The 22,941-nt window shown below is 71.7% G+C and carries 20 protein-coding genes; 7 read left to right on the top strand and 13 right to left on the bottom strand.

The window, feature by feature from the left end:
- The first annotated feature begins 210 nt into the window (after window positions 1-210).
- From ureG to CW359_RS10675, 3 genes are all read left to right on the top strand, one after another.
- The gene (ureG, locus tag CW359_RS10685) at window positions 211-891 is read left to right on the top strand and encodes an urease accessory protein UreG (protein ID WP_105969578.1); all 681 of its coding nucleotides are present in this window, start codon (window positions 211-213) and stop codon (window positions 889-891) included.
- A complete protein-coding gene (locus tag CW359_RS10680; RefSeq protein ID WP_105969618.1) occupies window positions 888-1,655 on the top strand; it encodes an urease accessory protein UreD in 768 nt (255 codons plus the stop codon). Before ureG ends, CW359_RS10680 begins: the two co-directional genes overlap by 4 nt.
- 151 nt (window positions 1,656-1,806) lie before the next feature.
- Window positions 1,807-3,402, top strand: a complete 1,596-nt coding sequence (locus tag CW359_RS10675; protein ID WP_105969577.1) for an alpha/beta hydrolase — start codon at window positions 1,807-1,809, stop codon at window positions 3,400-3,402.
- 93 nt (window positions 3,403-3,495) lie between these two features.
- Here the strand turns inward: CW359_RS10675 and CW359_RS10670 are convergent, their stop codons facing one another.
- From CW359_RS10670 to CW359_RS10640, 7 genes are all read right to left on the bottom strand, one after another.
- Window positions 3,496-4,506, bottom strand: coding sequence for an NAD-dependent epimerase/dehydratase family protein (locus tag CW359_RS10670; RefSeq protein WP_198655175.1), 1,011 nt, complete (start codon window positions 4,504-4,506; stop codon window positions 3,496-3,498).
- Between the two features lie 100 nt (window positions 4,507-4,606).
- On the bottom strand, window positions 4,607-5,356 hold the full coding sequence (locus CW359_RS10665) for a lysophospholipid acyltransferase family protein (RefSeq protein ID WP_105969575.1): 750 nt from the start codon (window positions 5,354-5,356) through the stop codon (window positions 4,607-4,609).
- 144 nt (window positions 5,357-5,500) lie between these two features.
- Entirely contained in the window at window positions 5,501-6,745 is a 1,245-nt protein-coding gene (locus CW359_RS10660) for a PP2C family protein-serine/threonine phosphatase (RefSeq protein WP_105969574.1), read from the bottom strand.
- A gap of 68 nt (window positions 6,746-6,813) precedes the next feature.
- Entirely contained in the window at window positions 6,814-9,276 is a 2,463-nt protein-coding gene (locus CW359_RS10655) for a SpoIIE family protein phosphatase (RefSeq protein WP_105969573.1), read from the bottom strand.
- Window positions 9,277-9,400: 124 nt separating this feature from the next.
- Window positions 9,401-10,642 carry an ornithine--oxo-acid transaminase gene (rocD, locus tag CW359_RS10650; RefSeq protein ID WP_105969572.1) on the bottom strand — a complete coding sequence of 414 codons (1,242 nt, stop codon included), beginning with the start codon at window positions 10,640-10,642 and terminating at the stop codon, window positions 9,401-9,403.
- The gene (gene ddaH, locus CW359_RS10645) at window positions 10,639-11,451 is read right to left on the bottom strand and encodes a dimethylargininase (RefSeq protein WP_105969571.1); all 813 of its coding nucleotides are present in this window, start codon (window positions 11,449-11,451) and stop codon (window positions 10,639-10,641) included. The genes rocD and ddaH overlap by 4 nt, the downstream gene beginning before the upstream one ends.
- 144 nt (window positions 11,452-11,595) lie before the next feature.
- Window positions 11,596-12,090, bottom strand: coding sequence for an Lrp/AsnC family transcriptional regulator (locus CW359_RS10640; RefSeq protein ID WP_105969570.1), 495 nt, complete (start codon window positions 12,088-12,090; stop codon window positions 11,596-11,598).
- A gap of 100 nt (window positions 12,091-12,190) precedes the next feature.
- Here CW359_RS10640 and CW359_RS10635 point away from each other — a divergent pair, with 100 nt between their 5' ends.
- From CW359_RS10635 to CW359_RS10620, 4 genes are read left to right on the top strand one after another with little or no spacing between them, the layout of a single operon-like run.
- The gene (locus CW359_RS10635) at window positions 12,191-12,970 is read left to right on the top strand and encodes a LytR/AlgR family response regulator transcription factor (RefSeq protein WP_105969569.1); all 780 of its coding nucleotides are present in this window, start codon (window positions 12,191-12,193) and stop codon (window positions 12,968-12,970) included.
- Window positions 12,971-12,986: 16 nt separating this feature from the next.
- Window positions 12,987-13,352, top strand: a complete 366-nt coding sequence (locus tag CW359_RS10630) for a hypothetical protein (RefSeq protein WP_105969568.1) — start codon at window positions 12,987-12,989, stop codon at window positions 13,350-13,352.
- Window positions 13,353-13,371: 19 nt separating this feature from the next.
- Window positions 13,372-15,126 carry a sodium/solute symporter gene (locus tag CW359_RS10625; RefSeq protein WP_105969567.1) on the top strand — a complete coding sequence of 585 codons (1,755 nt, stop codon included), beginning with the start codon at window positions 13,372-13,374 and terminating at the stop codon, window positions 15,124-15,126.
- On the top strand, window positions 15,123-16,337 hold the full coding sequence (locus CW359_RS10620; RefSeq protein ID WP_105969566.1) for a sensor histidine kinase: 1,215 nt from the start codon (window positions 15,123-15,125) through the stop codon (window positions 16,335-16,337). The genes CW359_RS10625 and CW359_RS10620 overlap by 4 nt, the downstream gene beginning before the upstream one ends.
- A 39-nt stretch (window positions 16,338-16,376) precedes the next feature.
- Here CW359_RS10620 and CW359_RS10615 read toward each other — a convergent pair whose 3' ends face one another.
- From CW359_RS10615 to CW359_RS10590, 6 genes are all read right to left on the bottom strand, one after another.
- A complete protein-coding gene (locus tag CW359_RS10615) occupies window positions 16,377-16,547 on the bottom strand; it encodes a hypothetical protein (RefSeq protein ID WP_105969565.1) in 171 nt (56 codons plus the stop codon).
- Between the two features lie 13 nt (window positions 16,548-16,560).
- Window positions 16,561-18,381 (bottom strand): serine/threonine-protein kinase, encoded by a 1,821-nt coding sequence (locus CW359_RS10610; RefSeq protein WP_105969564.1) that lies wholly within the window; start codon window positions 18,379-18,381, stop codon window positions 16,561-16,563.
- Window positions 18,382-18,455: 74 nt separating this feature from the next.
- Window positions 18,456-19,697 (bottom strand): PASTA domain-containing protein, encoded by a 1,242-nt coding sequence (locus tag CW359_RS10605; protein WP_232838343.1) that lies wholly within the window; start codon window positions 19,695-19,697, stop codon window positions 18,456-18,458.
- 180 nt (window positions 19,698-19,877) lie between these two features.
- Window positions 19,878-20,828 (bottom strand): cytochrome c oxidase assembly protein, encoded by a 951-nt coding sequence (locus tag CW359_RS10600; RefSeq protein ID WP_105969562.1) that lies wholly within the window; start codon window positions 20,826-20,828, stop codon window positions 19,878-19,880.
- A gap of 117 nt (window positions 20,829-20,945) precedes the next feature.
- Complete coding sequence (locus CW359_RS10595) at window positions 20,946-21,971, bottom strand: 6-phosphofructokinase (RefSeq protein ID WP_105969561.1); 1,026 nt, start codon at window positions 21,969-21,971, stop codon at window positions 20,946-20,948.
- Window positions 21,972-22,182: 211 nt separating this feature from the next.
- Window positions 22,183-22,914: a type 1 glutamine amidotransferase gene (locus CW359_RS10590; RefSeq protein ID WP_105969560.1), complete on the bottom strand. Its 732-nt coding sequence runs from the start codon at window positions 22,912-22,914 to the stop codon at window positions 22,183-22,185.
- Between the last annotated feature and the right edge of the window lie 27 nt (window positions 22,915-22,941).

Below are 22,941 nucleotides of genomic sequence, written 5' to 3'. Positions count from 1 at the left end.
CGTCCTCAAACGCCGGACGGGCTGGTAGTGCCGGCCGGCGCTTGGTTTTTCAGCCCGTCCGGCGTTTGAGGACGAAGGGGGGTCTGGGGGCGCAGCCCCCAGGGATGGGAACGGGTAGGGGCGGCGGGGGCGAAAAAAGTCCCGGCGCCCCCGAACGCACCACACCACAACACCACCACCACACACCAGACCCCCAAGGAGCCCCACCCCATGCACCTCGACCACTCCCACCCCCACCCCGGCACAGCCGTGAGCGCCGACGCGCACCGCCCCGACGGCACCCGCCGTGCCCTGCGCATCGGCCTCGGCGGCCCCGTCGGCTCCGGCAAGACCGCCACCGTCGCAGCCCTCTGCCGAGCCCTCCGCGAAGAGCTGTCCCTCGCCGTCGTCACGAACGACATCTACACCCGCGAGGACGCCGAGTTCCTGCTCAGGGAAGCCGTGCTGCCGCCCGAGCGGATCACCGCAGTCGAGACCGGCGCCTGCCCCCACACCGCCATCCGCGACGACATCTCCGCCAACCTCGAAGCCGTCGAGGACCTGGAGGACGAGGTCGGCCCCCTCGACCTCATCCTCGTCGAGTCCGGCGGCGACAACCTCACCGCCACCTTCTCCAAGGGCCTGGTCGACGCGCAGATCTTCGTCATCGACGTGGCCGGCGGCGACGACATCCCCCGCAAGGGCGGCCCCGGCGTCACCACCGCCGACCTGCTCGTCGTCAACAAGACCGACCTCGCCCCGTACGTCGGCTCCGACCTCGGCCGGATGGCAGCCGACGCCAAGGCGGCCCGCGGCGAGATGCCCGTCGTCTTCCAGTCGCTGCGCGGCGGGACCGGCGTCGCGGACGTCGCCCTCTGGGTGCGCGCACAGCTCGCGACGTGGACGGCATGACGACCGCCGGCGTACGCGCCACCGCACGCATCGCCGCCCGGGCGGACGGACGAGGCGGTACCGCCCTGCCGGTGCTCGAAGGCGACGGCCCGCTCGCCCTGCGCCGGATCCGTGCGCACGGCGACGAGGCCCGCGTCATGCTGGTCGGCGCCATGAGCGGCCCCCTCGGCGGCGACCGCTTCACCGTCGAGGCGGAGGTCGGGGAAGGCGCCCGACTGCACCTCGCGTCCGCCGCTGCCACCATCGCCCTGCCGGGACAGGCGAAGGGCGAGGCCCGCTACGACGTACGCCTCTCCGTCGCCGACGGAGGCGAACTGCACTGGCTGCCCGAGCAGTTGATCTGCGCGAAGGGCAGCGAGCTGTACGTCGGCACCCGCGTCGACCTCGCCCCCGGCGCCCGGCTCGTGTTCCGCGAGGAGCAGGTGCTCGGGCGTTCCGGCGAGGAACCCGGACGCCTCGGCAGCCGTCTCACGGTGCGGGTCGGCGGACGCGTCGTCCTGGACCAGGAGCTGTCCTGCGGCCCCGGCGCCCCGGGCGGCTGGGACGGGCCCGCCGTACTGGCGGGACATCGCGCCCTGGGGCAACTCGTCGTCGTACGACCGGAGTTCGTGACCGCGCCGGTCGAGCCCCGGATGCTGGGGGAGGAGGCCGCGCTCATGCCGCTCGCGGGCCCGGCGGCCCTGGTGACCGCACTCGCCCCCGACGCACTGCGCCTGCGCCGGGTGCTGGACGAGGCACTGACGGCGCTAACGGCACTGGACTGACCCGCTGCCCCCACCCTCCGCTGAGCGGAACACCCCTCACCGTTTATCGGATTGGCAAAGAACCCCGTCCGCCCCTGTTCACAGGTCCCGCACAGCCGAGAGGATCGGTCCCCGTCACGACCGAAAGCAACTACGTACGGGGAGGGCCCACTTGAGAGCCACGAGACCGACGAAGCGAGCCGCCGCGCTCGGGTCCGCCGGAGCGCTCATCACGGCGACCCTGATAGCGGGCGCCGTCAGCGCGCCCGCGGCCAGTGCGGACGCCCGCCACGGCCAGGACCGTGAGACGCGCGGTGCGGCCGTCGCCGCCGCGAAGGCCGCCAAGGCCGGTATCGACTGGCAGGACTGTCCGGCCGACTGGGGGCTGGAGAAGCCGATCCAGTGCGGTTGGGTCACGGTGCCGCTCGACTACGCGAAGCCGTACGGCAAGCAGATCAAGCTCGCCGTCGACCGCATCGGCAACACCGGGACGAAGAGCGAGCGGCAGGGTGCGCTCGTCTACAACCCCGGCGGTCCCGGCGGGTCCGGGCTGCGCTTCCCGCGCCGGGTCACGACCAAGAACCCGCTGTGGGTCAACGTCTCGAAGGCGTACGACTTCGTGGGCTTCGACCCGCGCGGAGTCGGCCACTCGGCGCCCATCTCCTGTGCCGACCCGCAGGAGTTCGTGAAGGCACCCAAGCCGGACCCGGTACCGGACTCGGAGGCGGACAAGCGCGCCCAGCGCAAGTCGGCCCGTGAGTACGCCGAGGGCTGCTACGAGCGCAGCGGCGAGATGCTGCCGCACATGACCACCCCGAACACCGTGCGCGACCTGGACGTCATCCGGGCCGCGCTGGGGGAGAAGAAGCTCAACTTCCTCGGTGTCTCGTACGGGACGTACATCGCGGCCGTCTACGGCACGCTGTACCCGAACCACGTCCGCCGCATGATCGCCGACAGCGTGGTCAACCCCTCGCGGGAGAAGATCTGGTACGAGGCCAACCTCGACCAGGACGTCGCCTTCGAGATGCGCTGGAACGACTGGCAGGACTGGGTCGCCAAGAACGACGCCGTCTTCCACCTGGGCACCACACGCGCCCAAGTACAGGCGAAGTGGCTGGAGTTGCGGGCCACCGCGAAGAAGAACCCGATCGGCGGGCTCGTCGGACCTGCCGAACTGATCGGCTTCTTCCAGGGCGCCCCGTACTACGACTCGTCGTGGATCCCGGTCGCCACCGTGTTCAGCAAGTACTTCGCGGGCGACACCCAGGCGCTCGTCGACGCGGCGGCCCCCGACCTCACGGACACCGCGGGCAACGCGGCCTCCGAGAACGGCAACGCCGTCTACACGGCCGTCGAGTGCACCGACGCCAAGTGGCCCACCAGCTGGAAGAAGTGGGACCGCGACAACACCCGGCTGCACAAGGACTACCCGTTCCTCACCTGGGCCAACGCCTGGATGAACCTGCCGTGCGCGACCTGGCCGGTCAAGCAGCAGACCCCGGTGAACGTGAAGTCCGGCAAGGGCCTGCCGCCGGTGCTGATCGTCCAGGCGACGCGGGACGCCGCCACCCCGTACGCGGGCGGTGTCGAACTGCACAAGCGCTTCAAGGGCTCCCGCCTGATCACCGAGAAGGACGCGGGCTCCCACGGCGTGACCGGACTGGTCAACCCGTGCATCAACGAGCGGGTGGAGGCCTACCTGCTCACCGGCAAGGTGGACAAGGCGGACGTGACCTGCGCCGCCCACGCCACCCCGAAGCCGTAGCGGCAGCAGCCGTAAGAGCCGGTCCTCGTACGAGGTGAGGGGCGGCCGGAGACACCTCCGGCCGCCCCTTCCCGTTGCGTCGGACCTCGCCTGTCACTTCGACCAGGCGTCCTCCGCCGTGTAGTCGAAGAGGTCGCCGTACGTCTCGTACATCCTCGGGTAAGCCTCCCGCCAGTCCCGTCCGGCCAGTCGGCCCTCGATCCAGGCGACCGTCTCCGGCAGGCTCTGCGCGTATCCGGCGACGGGCCGGTAGCCCAACTCCCGTTCCGCCGCCGACATGTCGCACACCACCGGCACCGGAACCGACCACGGGGTGTCGCCCACGGTGGGCGCCGGGGGCGGGCCGTCCACCAGGACGTTCTCCACCTCGACCCCCATCACGGCGTCGACGGCCCCGGCGATCTCGGCCACCGTCGGCGCCTCGGGATCGACGGCGTTGAGTACCCGGGCACCCGGACGCGCGGCGGCCAGCCGGATCAGCTCGGCGATGTTGTGGACCCCCGCCGGATGGAACCGGCTCGCGCCGCCGTAGGAGAGGACGCGCCGGCGGCGGCCGTCCAGGTTGCGCTTCACGAAGTACAGCTCGCGCGGGCTGCGGCAGTACGGCCCGTGGATCGCGCCCGCCCGCAGCAGCGTGGCCGGCAACTCGTCGGCCGCCGCGAGGAGTTCGTGTTCGAGGCCCGCCTTGCGGGTGCTGTACGAGGCCTCGCCCGGGCGGACCGTGCGCTGCTCCTCCGTGATGGGCACGGGGAACACGGGGAAGCCGTCGGGCTCCTCCTGCGTGTCGAAGTTCCGGCCCTTGTCGTCCTCGTACACGGACAGACTGGAGATCACCACCGCCGACCCGACCCGGCCGGCCAGAGCGGTCAACTGCCGTGCCTGCTCGGGCCCGTAGGCCACCATGTCCACGAGGACGTCGCAGCCGTCGCCCACGACCGCCGCCAGCGCCGCGTCGTCGGCCCGGTCGGCGGCGGCGACCCGCACCTCCGCCGGCCAGCTCCCGTCCCGTCCGCCGCCCCGCGAGACGGCGGTCACCTCCCAGCCGTCCCGGGCGAGCGCCCCCACGGCCACGCGCCCGATCTGTCCCGCCGCTCCGATCACCACAGCTCGTCTCATGCGGCGACCGTAGCCGCTGTTCGCGACGGGAGCGGCCCGGATTAGCCACCAGCAGAGCGCGCGGCCTCGGGAGAGGGTGCCGAGGGGCTCAACTCAGCGGCATGCGCGGGAACTTGCGGCCCCGCTGCTCCTTCTCCGCCTTCTTCTCGGCGGCCTTCCGCTCGGCCTCCTCCTTCTTGGCGACGGCCGCGTACTGGTCGACGTACTCCTGCTCGGAGAGCGTGAGGATGGCGTACATGATCTCGTCGGTGATGGCCCGCAGCACCGCCTTCTCGTCCTCCATCCCCTCGTAGCGGGAGAAGTCGAGCGGCTTGCCGAAGCGGATCACCACGGGGTGGAGGTTCGGGATCACCTTGCCGGGCGGCTGTGCCTCGAAGGTGCCGATCATCGCGCACGGAATGACGGGCACCTTTGCCCGCAAGGCCATGACGGCGACGCCCACCTTGCCCTTGTAGAGCCGCCCGTCGTGCGAACGGGTGCCCTCCGGGTAGATGCCGAGCAGTTCGTCCTTGCTCAGCACTCCGAGGCCCTCGCGGATCGCCGCCTGTCCGGCCTCCTTGCCGGAGCGGTCCACCGGGATCTGTCCTGCGCTGCGGAAGAAGGAGGCGGTCAGCCGCCCCTTGATGCCGGGGCCCGTGAAGTACTCGGCCTTCGCGAGGAAGGTGATGCGCCGTTTGAGGACCGCGGGCATCAGGAAGTGGTCCGAGAAGGACAGGTGGTTGCCCGCCACGATGGCGGCGCCCGACGCCGGTACGTGTTCGAGTCCCTCGATCCGCGGCCGGAACACCACTCGCAGCAACGGACCGAGAAGCACATATTTGAGCACGTAGTAGAACAAGGGGGTCGCTCCTCACGCCGTCGGGATCGGCTCAACCGCCGCGTTCTAGCAGGTCAGCAGGGCTCGCATCGGGATCGCCAGTGTATGTGCAGGTTGAGCCCGCCGGAACCGGGCAAAATCGCGCCGCCGCCCTCCGGGTCACCCTCACAGCCGTACGACGATCAAGGCGGTGTCGTCGGTTGCACCACCCGGCGGCAGCAGTTCGAGCAGGACCGCATCGGCGAGTCGGCCGGGGTCCGCCGCCCGGTGCCTGCCGAGGGCGTCGGCGAGGCGGGTGAGGCCGATGTCGATGTCCTCGTGGCGCCGTTCGACCAGGCCGTCGGTGTACAGGACGAGGGTGGCGCCGTCGGTGAAGGCGGCGTCGGCCTGCGGACGGGGGACCGGGTCGGGGCGGGCGTCGAGCGGCGGGTCGGTGGCCCGGTCCAGGAACTCGACGCGGCCGTCCGGGTGGACCAGTACGGGCGGTGGGTGCCCCGCGCTGCTGTAGGTGATGGTGCGCCGGTCGAAGTCGATGAACGTCGTGACGGCGGTGGCCGATTCGGCGCCGTCGACCACATGGGCGTACCGGCCAAGGATGTCCAGGGCCTGGGCCGGGCCCTCGGCGACCCGGGAGGCGGCGCTGAGGGCGCTGCGCAGCTGGCCCATGACACCGGCCGCCGCCAGTCCGTGGCCGACCACGTCGCCCACGGACACCGCGATGCGGTTGCCGCCGACCAGGTCGACGAGGTCGTACCAGTCGCCGCAGACGTTCAGCGCGCCCACCGCGGGCCGGTAGCGCACGGCGGCCCGGTGGTCCTTCACCTGGCGGCGGGCCGGGAGCATCGCCTCCTGGAGGGCGAGGGCGACCTCGCGCTCCCTGGCGTGCGCGCTGCGCAGCCGGTCGTTGAGGTCCTGCAACTCCCGTGCGCGTGTGTACAGTTCGGCCTCCAGCACCCGGGCCCTGCTGTCCCCGTGCCCGCTGTGCCGCCCGCCCCGGGCCCGGATCAGCTCGGTGACCTCCTCGACCCGGTGCACCAGCAGCACCACCTTGCCGTCCGGGCCGAGCACCGGGGCGTTGACCGGGCTCCAGTAGCGCTCCTCCCACTCGCCGGGCCGGTCGGGGAGTTCCACGTCGTACCGCTGCAGGGCCATCGTGTCGCGTTCGCCGGTGGCCAGGACGCGGCGCAGCGAGGCCTCCAGATTGCGCATGCCGGTCGCGGTGGGGTCGTTCGGGTTGTCGGGGAAGACGTCGAACAGCCGGCGGCCGACCAGATCCTCGCGCCCCCGCCCGGTCAGCCGCAGGAACTCCTCGTTGGCGTCCGTGTACACCAGTTCGGGCGTCAGGAGTGCGACCATGCCGGGCAGGGCCTGGAACACCGCCGCGTAGTCGGTCGTCGTCGTGTCGTTCATGGTTCCCGCCTCATCACCGGAACCACATCAGTTTCCCACGCCACGTCCGGTATGCACCGGCCCGTACGTCACTCCGGCGGCCCGGTGAGCGACTGCTCGGCCCAGATGATCTTCCCCTCGGGGACGAACCGGGTGCCCCACCTCTGGGTGAACTGGGAGACCAGGAGCAGTCCGCGCCCGCCCTCGTCGGTGGTGCGCGGATGGCGCAGATGCGGTGCGGTGGCGCCGCCGTCGAAGACCTCGCAGATCAGCGCGCGGTCCCTGATCAGGCGCAGCCGGATCGGGGTGGTGGCGTGCCGGATGGCGTTGGTGACCAGCTCGCTGACGACCAGCTCCGTGGTGAAGGCCAGGTCCTCCAGCTGCCACTCGGTGAGCTGGCGGGTGGCCTCCTTGCGGGCGTCGGCGACGACCGCCGGGTCGGCGGGCAGGTCCCAGTCCGCGACCTGGTCGGCGCCGAGCAGCCGGGTGCGGGCCAGCAGCAGGGCCACGTCGTCGTTCGGGCGCGCGGGCACCAGGGCGTCGACCACGGCCCGGCAGCGGACGCCGAGCGAGGGCTCAGGCCGCTCCAGCGCCCGGCGCAGCCGCTCCCGGGCCCCGTCGTCGTGGGCGTCGTGCTTGTCCTGGGCGAGCAGACCGTCGGTGTGCAGCGCGAGTGTGCTGCCCTCCGCGAGGGCCAGCTCGACCGACTGGAAGGGCATTCCGCCGGCGCCCAGCGGCGAGCCCTGGGGGAGGTCGACGAAGGTGACCGTGCCGTCGGGCAGCACGACGGCGGGCGCGGGATGGCCCGCGGCGGCCATGGTGCACTGCCCGTCCACCGGGTCGTAGACGACGTACAGACATCCCGAGCCCACGGTCTGCGTGCTGTCGGCCGCCCCCGCGTCCGCCCCGACGCCCTCCTCGCGGGCCCCCGTCGCCACCAGGTCGTCCAGCCGGGCCAGCACCTCCTCGGGCGGCAGCTCCAGGGCCGCCAGGGTCCGTACGGCGGTCCGCAGCCGCCCCATGGCCGCCGCCGCGTCGATGCCGTGCCCGGGCACCTCGCCCACGACCAGGGCGACCCGCGCACCGGACAGCGGGACCAGGTCGTACCAGTCGCCGCCGAGGCCGGTCAGCTCGTCGGCGGGCCGGTACTCGGCGGCCACCTCCACGGCGTCCTGCTCGGGCAGCCGGTGCGGGAGGAGGCTGCGCTGCAGGACCAGGGCGGCGTTGCGCTCGCGGGTGTAGCGGCGGGCGTTGTCGACGCAGACGGCGGCGCGCGAGACGAGGTCCTCGGCCAGGCTCAGGTCGTCCTCGTCGAAGGGCTCCTGGCGGTGGCGCCGGAAGAAGGTGGTGATGCCCAGGGTGACGCCCCGCGCGCGGACGGGCACGATCATCACGCTGTGCAGCCCCAGCTCCTCGAAGGTGGCCGCCCGGCCGCCGGGGTCGCCGGTGGCCCACTCGTCGGCGAGCGGGTCGAGGCGCTGCTCGCGCCAGGGCCGGCCGGTGGTGAGGACGAGGACCGGGGGCGATCCGGCCCGGTAGTCGGCCACGTCGCCGATGCGGACGAGGGTCTCCGGGACGTCGTCGCGCACCGTCTGGTGACCGGCCCGGCGCAGCAGCACCCGGTCCGTGCTGCTCAGCGGCCCGGCGGGCAGCTCGGCGCCCCGCAGCACCGGCTCCAGCAGGTCCACGGCGACCGAGTCGGCGAAGGCCGGCACGACCACGTCGGCGAGTTCCTGCGCCGTGCGCACGATGTCCAGGCTGCGGCCGATCTGCTCGCCCGCCCGGTCGAGCAGCGCGAGCCGCTGCCGGGCCCGGTGCCGCTCGGTCACGTCGACGACGGTGTAGTAGACGCCCATCGGATGACCCCGGTCGTCCTCCAGACGGGTGAACGACAGCATGTGCGCCGTCTCCCGGTGGGGCGTGGAGCGCAGCTGCCCCACGTGCTCGTACCCGACCACCGGCCGCCCGGTCTCCAGCACTTGGCGCATCTGCGCCTCGATCGCCTCGGAGTCGAGCCCCGGCTGCACGTCCGCCAGCCTGAGCCCCAGCCGCTGCCTGGCGGGTCCGCCGCCGAACTGCTCCAGGGCGGCGTTCGACCAGACGAAACGCAGGCCCGTGTCGACGATCGCTATGCCGACCGCCGAGCGCGCGACCATCTGTTCGAGGACCGTACGGCTCATGTCCCAGCCGGGCGCCTCGGCCATCTCCGACAGCAGCACCAGCCACTGCACGGGACCCTCGGCCTCCAGCGCCGAGGTGACCCGGACCATGACCCGCACGGGCAGCCCGTCCTTGCGCCGGGCCGTCAGCAGCCCCGCCCAGCCGCCGTCCCTGCGGCACCGCTCGCCCAGCTCCGGCACCCGGGCCGCGTCCTCGGCGGACAGCAGCCCGGCCACCCGGGTGCCCACGGCCTCCGAGGGGGCGTACGCCAGCAGCCGCTGGGCGTCCCGGGTCCAGCTCGTCACCACGCCCTGGGCGTCCAGCAGTACGGGCGCGGCGTCCGCCACGTCGAACCGCTGCCGGGCGACGCGCTGCTCCTCGTATGTGCCCACGGCCGACCTCTCTGTCGCTGAGAGTGGTCTACCACCTCTGCGGCCGGTCTTCACCCGCACCGCCCGGACCCGCCGGGTCCACAGGGCGAACCCCATGGACCCGAAACGCCCGCGCGCGAGGTGCTCAGCCCTGCCCGAGGACCCTCTCCAGGGTCCCGACCGCCGACCTCAGCTCCTCCTCCGTGACCGTCAGCGGAGGGGCCAGCCGAATGGTCGAGCCGTGGGTGTCCTTGACCAGGATGCCCTCGCGCATCAGCCGCTCGCTGATCTCCCGCCCGGTCCCGATGGCCGGGTCGACATCGACGCCCGCCCACAGCCCGCGCGAGCGGAAGCCGACCACGCCCTTGCCGACCAGCCCGGTCAGCCCGTCGCGCAGGACCACGCCCAGCTCGGTCGCCCGGCGCTGGAACTCACCGGTCTCCAGCAGCTCGACCACGGCCTGCCCGACCGCCGCCGCGAGCGGGTTGCCGCCGAACGTCGAACCGTGCTCGCCGGGGCGCAGCACCCCGAGGACGTCCCGGCGCGCGACCACCGCCGACACCGGCACGATGCCGCCGCCCAGCGCCTTGCCCAGCAGCACCATGTCCGGGACGACGTCCTCGTGGTCCACCGCGAGTGTACGACCGGTGCGGCCCAGCCCCGACTGGATCTCGTCGGCGACGAACAGACAGCCCTTGCGGCGCGTCAGCTCGCGTACGCCGGTCAGATAGCCCTCGTCCGGGATCAGGACGCCCGCCTCGCCCTGGATGGGCTCCAGGAGGACCGCCGCCGTCGTCTCGTCGATCGCCTCCTCCAGGGCCGCCAGGTCGTTGTACGGCACGATCCGGAAGCCCGGCGTGAAGGGGCCGAAGCCCGCCCGGGCCGTCTCGTCCGTGGAGAAGCTGACGATCGTCGTCGTACGGCCGTGGAAGTTGTCCGCGGCCACCACGATCGTCGCCCGGCCGTCGGGGACGCCCTTGACCTCGTAGGCCCACTTGCGGGCCACCTTGATGGCGCTCTCGACCGCCTCCGCGCCGGTGTTCATCGGCAGGACCATGTCCAGGCCGGTCAGCTCGGCCAGCGACTCGGCGAACCGGGCGAGCCGGTCGTTGTGGAAGGCACGGGAGGTCAGTGTGAGGCGGTCCAGCTGGCGGTGGGCCGCCTCGATCAGCGCCGGGTGGCGGTGGCCGAAGTTGAGGGCCGAGTAGCCCGCCAGCATGTCCAGATAGCGGTGGCCCTCGACGTCCTCGACCCAGGCGCCCTCCGCGCGGGCCACGACCACGGGCAGCGGGTGGTAGTTGTGCGCGAGGACCGGCTCCTCGGCGCGGATCAGCTCCGCGGAGGTACGCGTCCCGGTGTCGGCGCCAGTGCTCGTCAGTGCGGTCATGAGCGGATCTCCTGGGTGCAGCACTTGATGCCGCCGCCGGCCTTGCGGAACTCCGACAGGTCGACGGGGACGGGAAGGTAGCCGTGGCGCGTCAGCTCGGCGGCGAGGTCGGTGGCGCCCGGGTCGATGAAGACGTGCCGGCCGTCCGAGACCGAGTTCAGCCCGAACGTCATCGCGTCCTCGCGGGAAGCCACGACCGCGTGCGGGTACAGCCGCGCCAGCACCTCACGGCTGCCCGGCGAGAACGCCTCCGGGTAGTACGCGATGTTGGTCTCGTCGAGGACGAACAGCGCCGTGTCCAGGTGGTAGAAGTACGGGTCCGTCAGCTTGAGGCCGATCACCGGCATCCCGAAGTACTCCTGCACCTCGTGATGGGCCTCCCGGCTCGTACGGAAGCCCGTGCCCGCCAGGATCCAGCGGCCGGCCGGGACCAGGTCGCCCTCGCCCTCGCACACCGACTCGGGGCGGTACACGTCGAAGCCCGCCGCCTTGAACCACGTCTCGTACGCGGTCGACTCGGGGCGCCGCTCCGGGGCGTGGAAGGAGGAGCCGAAGACCCGGCCGTCGACGACGACCGCCGAGTTCGCCGCGAACACCATGTCGGGCAGACCGGCGACCGGCTCCACGGTGTCCACGGTGTGGCCATGGGCGCGATAGGCGCTGATCAGCGAGCGCCACTGCTCCTGGGCCAGATCCACATCGACCCTGGTGTCGGGGTTCATCCAGGGGTTGATCGCGTACTGCACGGCGAAATGTCTGGGTTCACAGACGAGAAAGCGCCGGGGGCGCGGCACACGGCTGTCGGGCACAGAGGGGTTCCTCCGCTTCCTGCGGTGTCGGGTTGGGATACCACCACGGTAGGAACTCGGCCCGACGAGCGACAAGCGACAACCACTGCGTGTCCGCGCAGGAATCCTGCGTCTTTGACGGCATCGACGCAGATCCGCTGCGTCTCACGAGGTGTTGTTCGGCGCGGGGTGGGTAGCGCCCGCCTCCGGGCTTTCCGGGAGGAGGTGGGACAGCACCATGTAACTGATCGTCTTCCGGATGAACGGCTCCCTGCGGATGCGCTCAAGGACGTTCTCGAAGTGCCCCACATCCGTCGCCCGCACATGCAGCAGCGCGTCCGCGCCACCCGTCACCGTCATCGCCGCCGTGATCTCCGGATGGTTGCGCACCACCTCCGCGAGCCGCCTCGGCGGCGCCGCGCCCTCGCAGTACACCTCCACGTACGCCTCCGTGCGCCAGCCCAGCGCCGACGGCTCCACCGTCGCCGTGAACCCGGTGATCACCCCCGACTCGCGCAGCCGGTCCACCCGCCGCTTCACCGCCGTGGACGACAGCCCGATCGTCGCGCCGATCTCCGCGAAACTCGTACGGGAGTTCGCCATCAGGGCGGTGATGATCTTCCGGTCCAGCTCGTCGAATGGCGCCGGCCTGCTGTTCATCCGGGCACTGTATCCAGCGACCGCCGGGCACCGCCCCCACTGACGGCTTGCACGTCCGGCACATGTGCACGCGTACGAATTCCACCTACACTCCACGTTCATGCTGCGCGCCCTCGCCGTCGACGACGAACGCCCCTCGCTGGAGGAGCTGCTCTATCTGCTGCGCGCGGATCCACGCATCGGCACCGCCGAGGGCGCCGGTGACGCCACCGAGGCCCTGCGCCGCATCAACCGGGCCCTGCAGTCCGGGCCCGGCGGCGCCGAGGCCGTCGACGTCGTCTTCCTCGACATCCACATGCCCGGCCTCGACGGCCTCGACCTGGCCCGCCTCCTCACCGGCTTCGCCAGCCCGCCCCTCGTCGTCTTCGTCACCGCCCACGAGGACTTCGCCGTCCAGGCCTTCGACCTCAAGGCCGTGGACTACGTCCTCAAGCCCGTACGCAAGGAACGCCTCGCCGAGGCCATCCGCCGCGCCGCCGAACTCCGCGACCAGGCCGCGCCCGCCCCGGCCCTCGTCCCCGCGGCCATACCCGTGCACGAACCCGACCCCGACCACATACCCGTCGAACTCGGCGGCGTGACCCGCTTCGTCGCCGTCGACGACATCACCCACGTCGAGGCCCAGGGCGACTACGCCCGCCTCCACACCGACCGGGGCAGCCACCTCGTACGCATCCCGCTCTCCACCCTGGAGGAGCGCTGGCGCGCCCGCGGCTTCGTCCGCATCCACCGCCGCCATCTCGTCGCCCTGCGCCACATCGGCGAACTCCGCCTGGACGCGGGCAGCGTGAGCGTCCTGGTCGGCGCCGAGGAACTCCAGGTCAGCCGACGGCACGCCCGCGAACTGCGGGACCTGCTGATGCGTCGGCCCGCGAGCTGAGGGGCACCTTCCAGCCATGCCCCAGGACCCCTCCGAACGCCGGGTCGTCGTCACCGGACCGCCCCGCCGGGGCCGCCGCACCTCCGGCTACTACCGGCCGCGCACCGAGATCGACGAACAGACCACCCTCGGCCACACCTACGTCCGCTCCCTGATGCGCTCCCAACTCCGCGCCGCCTTCGCCGTGTTCGCGGTCCTCGCGCTGCTCATCGCCCCGCTCCCGCTGCTCTTCGCGGCGATGCCCGACGCCCACCATCTGGAGTGGCTGATCCTCGGCTTCGGCCTCTACGCCCCGCTCGTGCTGCTCGCCCTCTGGTACGTGCGGCGCGCGGAACGCAACGAGCGGGACTTCGTCCGACTGGTCGAGGACCGGGACCGCTGATGAACGGGAACCAGGGTCTGTGAACGAGAACTACGCCGTGCCGGCCGTCGCCCTGGTCGTCGTGGCGACGGTCTTCGTCGGCGCGTTCGGCCTGCGCATCTCCCGCACCACCTCCGACTTCTACGTCGCCTCCCGCACCGTCGGCCCCCGCCTCAACGCCGCCGCGATCAGCGGCGAATACCTCTCCGCCGCCTCCTTCCTCGGCATCGCCGGACTCGTCCTCGTCCAGGGCCCCGACATGCTCTGGTACCCGGTCGGCTACACCGCCGGCTACCTCCTCCTGCTCCTCTTCGTCGCCGCCCCGCTGCGCCGCTCCGGCGCCTACACCCTCCCCGACTTCGCCGAGGCCCGCCTCGCCTCCCAGGCCGTACGACGGCTCGCGGGGGCCTTCGTCGTCGGCGTCGGCTGGCTCTACCTCCTGCCCCAACTCCAGGGCGCGGGACTGACGTTGGCGGTGCTGACCGACGCGCCCGACTGGGCCGGCGGGGTCATCGTCGCCGTCGTCGTGGTCGCCACCGTCGCCGCCGGGGGCATGCGCAGCATCACCTTCGTGCAGGCCTTCCAGTACTGGCTGAAGCTCACCGCGCTGCTCGTCCCCGCCCTCTTCCTCGTCCTCGCCTGGCAGGGCGACGGCGCCCCACGGCACGCCTTCGACGAACCGGCCACCTTCCGCGAACAGCGCGTGGTCCGCGTCCAGGACGCCCTCGACCTCAAGCTGAAGACCCCCCTCACGGTCACCGTGACCGGCCGGGTCGACGGCCGCCCGCACAAGGACCAGATCCTCCACCTCCCCGCGGGCACCCACCACATCGACGCCGGCACCCGCCTCACCTTCGCCAAGGGCGCCGCCGTCCCGCAGGCCGACCGGGGCACCAACGGCGGCATGTCGACCTCCCTCGCCGAAGGCCGCGAGGAACGCCCGCTGTACGCCACGTACGGCCTGATCCTCGCCACCTTCCTCGGCACCATGGGCCTGCCGCACGTCGTCGTCCGCTTCTACACCAGCCCGCACGGCGTCGCCGCCCGCCGCACCACGGTCACCGTCCTCGCCCTGATCGGCTTCTTCTACTTCCTCCCGCCCGTCTACGGCGCCCTGGGCCGCCTCTACGCCCCCGAACTGGCCCTCACCTCCGACGCCGACGCCTCCGTCCTCCTGCTGCCCGACCGTATGATCGGCGGCCTCGGCGGCGACCTGCTGGGCGCGCTGGTGGCCGGGGGCGCCTTCGCCGCGTTCCTGTCCACCGCGTCGGGGCTCACCATGGCCGTCGCGGGCGTCCTCACCCAGGACGTCCTGCCCTCGCGCGGAGTACGGCACTTCCGGCTCGGCACCGTCATGTCGATGGCCGTTCCGCTCGCCGCGAGCGCCATCGTCGGCGGGCTCCCGGTCGCGGACGCCGTCGGGCTCGCCTTCGCCGTGTCCGCGTCCTCCTTCTGCCCGCTGCTCGTCCTCGGCATCTGGTGGCACCGCCTCACCCCGCCCGGCGCCGCCGCCGGGATGCTCGCGGGCGGCGGCGCGGCGCTCCTCGCCGTCGCCGCGACCATGGCCGGATTCCCCGGCACCGGCGCCCTGCACGCACTGCTCGCCTGGCCCGCCCTCTGGTCCGTACCGCTGGGATTCCTCACCATGGTCCTGGTGTCCCTGGCCACCCCGGGCCGCGTCCCGGCCGGTACGGCGGCCATCCTGGCCCGCTTCCACCTGCCGGAGGAGCTGTCCGGGGCGCACGGCGGACACGGTCTCACCGGAGGGGCCCGTACGGAGGTGACGCGGACATGAGCGGATTCCTGGCCGGGCTCTGCGTGGCCATCCTCCCGCTGCTCGCCGCCGGCTTCTGGCTGGGCCGGCGCACCGCCCGCCCCGAACGCCTCGGCGGCCTCGGCACCCCGGTCGAGCACGCCACCTTCGAAACCCTGCACACGGCGTCCCTCGCCGCGCCTCCACTCCGGGCAGGCCTCACCGAGGAGACCGCCCGCCGCTCGGCCCGCCGACTGCGCACGCTGCTGGGCACGGACGCCCTCTGCCTCACCGACCAGAAGTCGGTCCTCGTCTGGGACGGCGTCGGCGCACACCACCGAGCCGAGATCCTGGAACGCCTCGCGGGCCCACTGGAGACCGGCCGGGGCGAAGCCTTCCGTCTCACCTGCGACGCCCCCGACTGCCCCCTGCGCTGGGCCGTCGTGGCCCCGCTGACCGTCGACGACCGCGTCCACGGCGCCCTGGTGGCCTGCGCGCCCCGCGAGTCGGCGGTCCTGGTCCGAGCCGCCGGGGAGGTCGCGAGGTGGGTGTCGGTCCAACTGGAGTTGGCGGATCTCGACCAGTCCCGCACCCGCCTGATCGAGGCCGAGATCAAGGCACTTCGGGCCCAGATATCCCCGCACTTCATCTTCAACTCGCTCGCGGTGATCGCCTCGTTCGTCCGCACCGACCCCGAACGCGCCCGCGAACTGCTCCTGGAATTCGCCGACTTCACCCGCTACTCGTTCCGCAGGCACGGCGACTTCACCACCCTCGCCGAGGAACTCCATGCCATCGACCACTACTTGGCCCTGGTCCGCGCCCGCTTCGGCGACCGGCTCTCCGTGACCCTCCAGATCGCCCCCGAGGTGCTCCCGGTCGCCCTGCCCTTCCTCTGCCTCCAGCCCCTCGTGGAGAACGCCGTCAAGCACGGCCTGGAGGGCAGGGCGGCGTTCGCGGGCAAGAGCCACATCAGCATCACCGCGCAGGACACGGGTGCCGAGGCCCTGGTCGTCATCGAGGACGACGGCGCCGGAATGGACCCGGTACTCCTCCGCCGTATCCTCTCGGGCGAGGTCAGCCCGTCAGGAGGCATCGGCCTCTCCAACGTCGACGACCGGCTCCGCCAGGTCTACGGCGACGACCACGGGCTCGTCATCGAGACCGCCCTGGGCGCGGGAATGAAGATCACCGCCCGGCTGCCCAAGTACCAGCCGGGCGTCCACTCGGCGGGCCGCCTCTTCGAGGACTGACCCGGCCGACCGTGCGCTAGCCCATTCGGGTGAACGGGCTCAGGTGGGCCGGCTGACCACCATCCCCAGGGTGATCAGACCCAGCACCACCCAGCCGAACCACAGCCAGCCGTTGCTGCCGAGCGCCACCGTGTAGGCCGTCACCACGACGAGCCCCCCTACGGTGAGCACTCCCATGGTCTTCGTTGAACCGTTCGTGGAACCGGGCATCGCAACACCCTCCTCATGGCTCTTCTCCCTCCATGGTGCCCCCGTTCTGCCTCCTGACGGTGCACACGACGAAATGGGTTTCGGACTCCCACGCTCCGCGACTCGTCCAGGACCCCGCCTCGTAGACCGACGGATCGAAGCCGTAGTCGGTCGGCGGCACCTCCCGCGCGCAGGCCGCGTCCGACACGTCCCGCGCCTTCTCGAAGGCGACACCGGCGTCCAACTGCGTGAATCCGAGCACCTGTTCGTCGTGCGGCTCGGTACAGGCGACCAACCGGGCGTCGCGCCGGGAGGGTGCCCGCAGACAGTCCCGCTTCTGCATGGTGGCGGTGTCCCGGAAGGCCTGCCCCGGCTCGCGGAAGGGCCCGAGCGGCCCGTACACGGGCCCGCGCGCACCGAGCACCAGACAGGCGGTACGCCCCTCGGCGGCCTCGAACCCGCTCTCGGCGGGCACGACGGCGTACCCGCGCACGTCCGCCAGCCGCTCCCGCACCTCCCGGGTCCGCTCCTCGCACTGGGCGGGCCCCTGCGCCCGCGCCTCCTCGGCGGACCCGGCGTCCACGACCGCCAGCACCTGCCCGTCCGGCGGCGCGTCCCGGCAGGTCGGGTCCACGGTCAGCCGGGGCGTCCCCCGGAACCGCGTACCGCCGGGCCAGTCGGCGATCACACAGTCGCCCTCGGCGAGCGGCGCGGCCAGCCCGACGGGATCGCCGTACGGCCTCTGCACACTCTGCCCGTCCCCGCCCTGCTCGCCGCCGCCCGGCGGATCGCCGAGGGTCAGCCAGACCCCGACCCCGGCCAGGACGACCCCGAGGAGGGCGCCGAGGGCGGCGGGGAGGGCACGGTGGCGACGGGGTGGACTCGGTGGTGCGGGCGGCGCTTGCTGGGAGCTGTACATCAGCTCCGGCCCGCCCCACGGCGGCATCGAGCCCGGGTCCGTCCTCGTACGCTCGTACGGGTCGACCTGGGGCGAGACGATACGGTCCAGCGCGGCCTCCGTACCGGCCGCCGTGATCCGCCGCGCCGGGTCCTTGGTGAGCATCGCCTCCAGCAGCGGGCCCAGCGCGCCCGCCTGCTCCGGCGGCCGGGGCTCCTCCATCACCACAGCGGTGATCTCCGCGAGATGCGTGTCCCGTTCGAAGGGTCCGATGCCCTCGACGGCGTAGTAGAGCGTGCAGCCCAGCGAGAACAGGTCGGCGGCGGCGGTCGGCGGCCCGCCGGTGGCCCGCTCGGGCGCCAGATAGCCCGCCGTGCCCACGAGGGCTGTCGACAGCGTGTACCGCGTCTCGCCCGCGTCCGGCTGCACCGAGATGCCGTAGTCGGTGAGCAGGACCCGGGCGTACGGCGTCCCCGTGCGGTCCGGCGCCAGCAGGATGTTCGCCGGCTTCACGTCCCGGTGCATGATGCCCTGCTCGTGTCCCGCGGTCAGCGCGTCGAGGACGGCGAGGCCGATCCGGGCGCACTCCGCCGGGGCGAGCGGGCCGCGCGTGTCGACGAGGTCGCGCAGGTCGAGGGCGCCGGTGACGTACTCCATGACGATCCAGGGCAGGCCCTCGTGCTCCAGTACGTCGTGCACGGTGACGACGTTCGGGTTGCCGCGCAGCACGGCCGCGTGGCGGGCCTCGGCGCGGGCGCGGGCGACTCTCGCGGCGCGGTCGTCGGCGGCCTCGGCCGGGTCCCGGAACACGATCTCCTTGAGGGCGACCTCGCAGGCGAGTCTCTGGTCGTGGGCGAGCCAGACGTGGCCCATGCCGCCGCTGCCGAGTTGGTTGAGCAGAAGGTAGCGGCCGGCGATTACTCGGCCCACTCCTGAGGTGGGCGGTCCTGGTGGCATCCGGTGGCTCCGGGGGGATGGGCGGGTTTTTGGCTGCGGGCCGGTGGGGGCTTGTCGCGCAGTTCCCCGCGCCCCTAGGGAGGGGGTGTGGGCGTGGGTGTGGGGGATGGGGTCGGCTCTGGAGGGGGTGGGTCCGGGGGTGCGCTGGTTATTTCTGGGGGTGTGCTGGGTGGGTCGCTCGTGGGGTCGCTGTTGGGGGTGTCCGTTACCGGAGGCGGGGGCTCGGACGATGGCGGTGAAGGATCTGGAGAATCCGAAGGATCCGGAGGATCTGATGGGGGCGGTGGATCGGAGCTGCTGGGAGCCGGGGTGTCCGGGCCCGGAGCCGAAGTCGACGGGGAGCCCGGAGCCGATGTCGACGGGGGCGCCGGACTCGTCGTCCCCGGAGAACCCGGAACCGTCGTCCCCGGGGGAGTGGTCACGTCGTTTCCGTCGCTGCCGCCCGTGCCGTTGTCCGGGGTGCCGGACTCGATGTGGACGGTGAGCGTGACGTAGGAGCCGAAGGGGAGAGAGGTCCCCGGAGGCGGGTTCGAGCCGGTGACCGTCGCGTTCGACGGGGGCAGGCCGTCGGTGTCGTAGGCGGTCGCCAGGCCCAGGTCGGTCAACTGGCCGCTCGCGTTGCCGAAGGTCGTGCCGGCGAGGGACGGGACCCGGTGTCGCTCGCGCGTGTCGAAGACCTTGTCGGCCTCACCCTTTGTGCCGGTCTGGCGGTAGATGCCCCGTTCCGGTTCGTCGACGTCGACCAGGGCGAAGCGGTCCACCTTGCCGGGTGCGGGACGGACGAGGACGACCTCGTCGACGTCGTAGTCGCTCCACTTCTTGTTGTCGCCCTCGAACTCCACGGAAATACGGTCCGTGTCCCCCTTGAACGGCTTCAGCGGATTTCCGCATGAACACTTCACGGCGGGAACTCCCGCCTCGTCGACGAGCACCGCGATTCCGGCCTGGAGCAGTGCGTCGTAGGGGACCGCTTTTTCCTTCTTGTAGTCGTGGTTCTTCACGAGGGTGTCGTGGCGCAGGAGGACGGGTGTGAGCCGGTCGAGATAGGCGGGAATCCGGGCCTGTGGAATATCGACCACACGTGCCCATTCCTGGGCCTTCCTGTTGTTCTTGGGGTCGGTGAGGAATTGCGTCAGCTTGTCGACGTCACAGACCGTCGGCTTCCTCGTGCCCCCGTACAGCCCGGGCGTGCTGCCCTGCTGCAGGCTGCTGCCGTGCGCGGGCTGCGAACGCACCTGGGCGTCCTGCCCCAGGCCGCTGCTCTCGTCGAAGAACGGCGCGAGGGAGGGCACCCCCGAGGCGACCGCCTTCACCACCGCCGGTGGCGGTTGTCTGTCACAACTGCCCACTAATAGAACGCACAGCAGTGCGACTGTCAGTCGGTGAAGCCCATGTTTCCTGAAAGCATGAAGCGTCATACCCGCTCCCCCCGGCGGTTACGTCAGTCCATGCTACTGAATGAGAAAGTGTTTCAGGGAACGGTAATTAAAGTTGATTCAGCGCGTACGTGCGTTCAGCGAGGCCAAATAGGCGTTGTACGCCTCGAGTTCCTTGTCGCCGTCCAGGTCGGCGGCCCGGTCCTGCCGCTTGGCCTGCCGCTGCTCGGAGCCGTACCACTGGAACAGCAGTACCAGCAGCACAAGCACGGTCGGGATCTCACTGAACGCCCATGCGATCCCACCGGCCGCGTTCTGGTCGGAGAGCGCGTCGATGCCGAGCGAGGCGGGCGGGTTCTTGTAGGCCTGCACCATCGGTTCCGACGCCATCATCAGCGCGATCCCGAAGAACGCGTGGAACGGCATGCCCGCGAACAGCTCCAGCATCCGCATCAGGTAGCCGGGCCGGTTCGGGCCGGGGTCGACGCCCATGATCGGCCAGAAGAAGATCAGCCCGACAGCGAGGAAGTGACACATCATCGCGATGTGCCCGGTCTTGGACTCCATCAGGAAGTCGAAGAGCGGCGTGAAGTACAGGGCGTAGAGGCTCGCGATGAACAGCGGGATGGTGAACGCCGCGTGCGTCACGATCCGCATGTACCGGCTGTGCAGCAGCGAGAGCAGCAGCCCGCGCGGCCCCTTCCGCCCCCGGCGCGCGACCGGCAGCGCCCGCAGCGCGAGGGTGATCGGCGCTCCGAGCAGGATGAGGATCGGCGAGACCATGCTGATCACCATGTGCTGCACCATGTGCACGCTGAACATGACCATGCCGTAGTCGTTGAGCCGGGTGCACATGACGAGCATGACGGTCAGCACCCCGAGCACGAAGGAGACGGTCCGCCCGACGGACCACTTGTCCCCACGCCGGGTCAGCCGCACAACCCCCCAGGCGTACAGCCCGAGCCCGACAAGACAGGCAACCAGAAAGAACGGATCGGCGGACCACCCGAGCCCCCGCCCCAAGGTGAAGGGGGGAAGATCCATGGTCATACCGTGCCCGTTGTGCTCCATCCCCCCAGAGTAGAACCGCCCCCGATGACGGCTCCGACCGGGGGAAGGTTTTTAGGGGCGCGGGGAACTGCGCGACCAGCCACAGCGAACCCGCACCCGAAGAACAACGGTCAACGGCTAAAGCACACACTCAGCTTCCGCATACCGAGCCTCAGGAACCGTCTTCAACGTCTCGACAGCCTCGGCCAACGACACCATCACGATGTCCGTCCCCCGAAGCGCCGTCATCCGCCCGAACTCCCCCCGATGAACCGCCTCCACCGCATGCCACCCGAACCGAGTGGCCAGCACCCGGTCGTAAGCCGTAGGCGTCCCACCCCGCTGCACATGCCCCAGAATCACCGGCCGCGCCTCCTTCCCGAGTCGCTCCTCCAGCTCAAGGGAGAGCTGCCGCGCGATCCCGGCGAAGCGCTCGTGCCCGTACACGTCCTTGCCGCCCTCGTCGAAGTCCATCGACCCCGCGCGAGGCTTCGCGCCCTCGGCCGCGACGACGATCGCGAACCGCTTGCCCGCCTCGAAGCGTTCGCCGACGCGTGCGGCCAACTCCTCGATGTCGAAGGGGCGTTCGGGGACGACGATGGCGTGGGCGCCGGCGGCCATGCCGGAGTGCAGGGCGATCCAGCCGGTGTGGCGGCCCATGACCTCGACGATCAGGACGCGCTGGTGGGACTCGGCGGTGGTCTTCAGCCGGTCCAGGGCCTCCGTGGCGACCCCGACGGCCGTGTCGAAGCCGAAGGTCACGTCCGTGACCGCGATGTCGTTGTCGATGGTCTTGGGGACACCGACTATCGGCAGGCCGTTGTCGGACAGCAGCCGGGCCGCCTTGAGGGTGCCCTCACCGCCGATCGGGATGATCGCGTCGAGCCCCAGCTCGGCGACGTGCCCCTTGGCCCGCTCGACGCCGTCCCGCAAATGCTCGGGGCGGACCCGGGAGGAGCCGAGGATGGTGCCGCCGCGAGCGAGGATGCCGCTCACCGCGTCGAGGTCGAGCTTGAGGTAGTCGCACTCCAGGAGGCCCTTCCAGCCGTCCCGGAAGCCGATGACCTCGTCACCGTGGTCCACGACGGCACGGTGCACGACGGACCGGATGACGGCGTTCAGGCCGGGGCAGTCGCCGCCGGACGTCAGGACACCAATGCGCATCGCCCGAAAACCTTCTCCACGTGGGCCGGGACCGGACCACGCTGTCCGGCTCGATCCCCGCCACCATACCGGCGGCGGGGTCCCGGGCCGTAGCACCCGTCCGCGTGCTGGACAACCGCGCTCACCTGTGCGGATGCCCCGTCAGACGGGCTGGTGAAGCGCACCCGCACGGCAGGTGTACGGACAGTGGGCGCCCGAGGGCCGGCAGGGGTCAGGCGGGCTGCTGCTGGGCCGCGCTGATCCGCTCGTTGCGCAGCGCCTCGTACCAGCGGTCGTCGGTCGGCGGCAGCGCGTTGACGTCGAGGGCCAGCTTCAGCAGCAGGTCCGCGATCAACGGGTTACGGGCCAGTACGGGCCCGTGCATGTACGTACCGAAGACCGTGTCGTTGTACGCGCCCTCCGTGCCGTCCCCCGTGCCGTTGCCCTTGCCGAGCCGCACCTTGGCGAAGGGGCGGGCGGTGGGACCGAGGTGGGTGACGCCCTGGTGGTTCTCGAAGCCGGTCAGCGGCGGCAGGCCGAGCCGCGCGTCGATGTCCCCGAGCACGTCGCCCACGCACCGCTCGCCCTCGCCGCGCACCGAGACCACGTCGAGCAGCCCGAGGCCGGGCTCGCGCTGACCGAGGTCGTTGATGAACTCGTGGCCGAGGATCTGGTACCCGGCGCACACGGAGAACACGATCGCGCCGTTGCCCACGGCCCGGTGCAGTCCGCCGTCGCGGCGCAAACGTTCCGCCGCGAGCCGCTGCGGCCGGTCCTCGCCGCCGCCGATCAGATAGATGTCGCCGGAGGTGGGGATCGGCTGGTCGCTGCGCACGTCGAGCCGTGCCACGTCGAGGCCGCGCTGCCGGGCCCGGCGCTCCACGACGAGCGCGTTGCCCTGGTCGCCGTACGTGCTGAGCAGGTCCGGGTAGATCCACACCAGACGCAGCTGGTTGTCGCTCATGAAGTGATCGTCCTCAGTGGTCGGTTG

It is taken from the genome of Streptomyces geranii, from assembly GCF_002954775.1.
Classification (GTDB): domain Bacteria; phylum Actinomycetota; class Actinomycetes; order Streptomycetales; family Streptomycetaceae; genus Streptomyces; species Streptomyces geranii.
The sequence above is the reverse complement of the archived record's forward strand: the minus strand, read 5'-3'. Positions and strand labels throughout refer to the sequence as shown.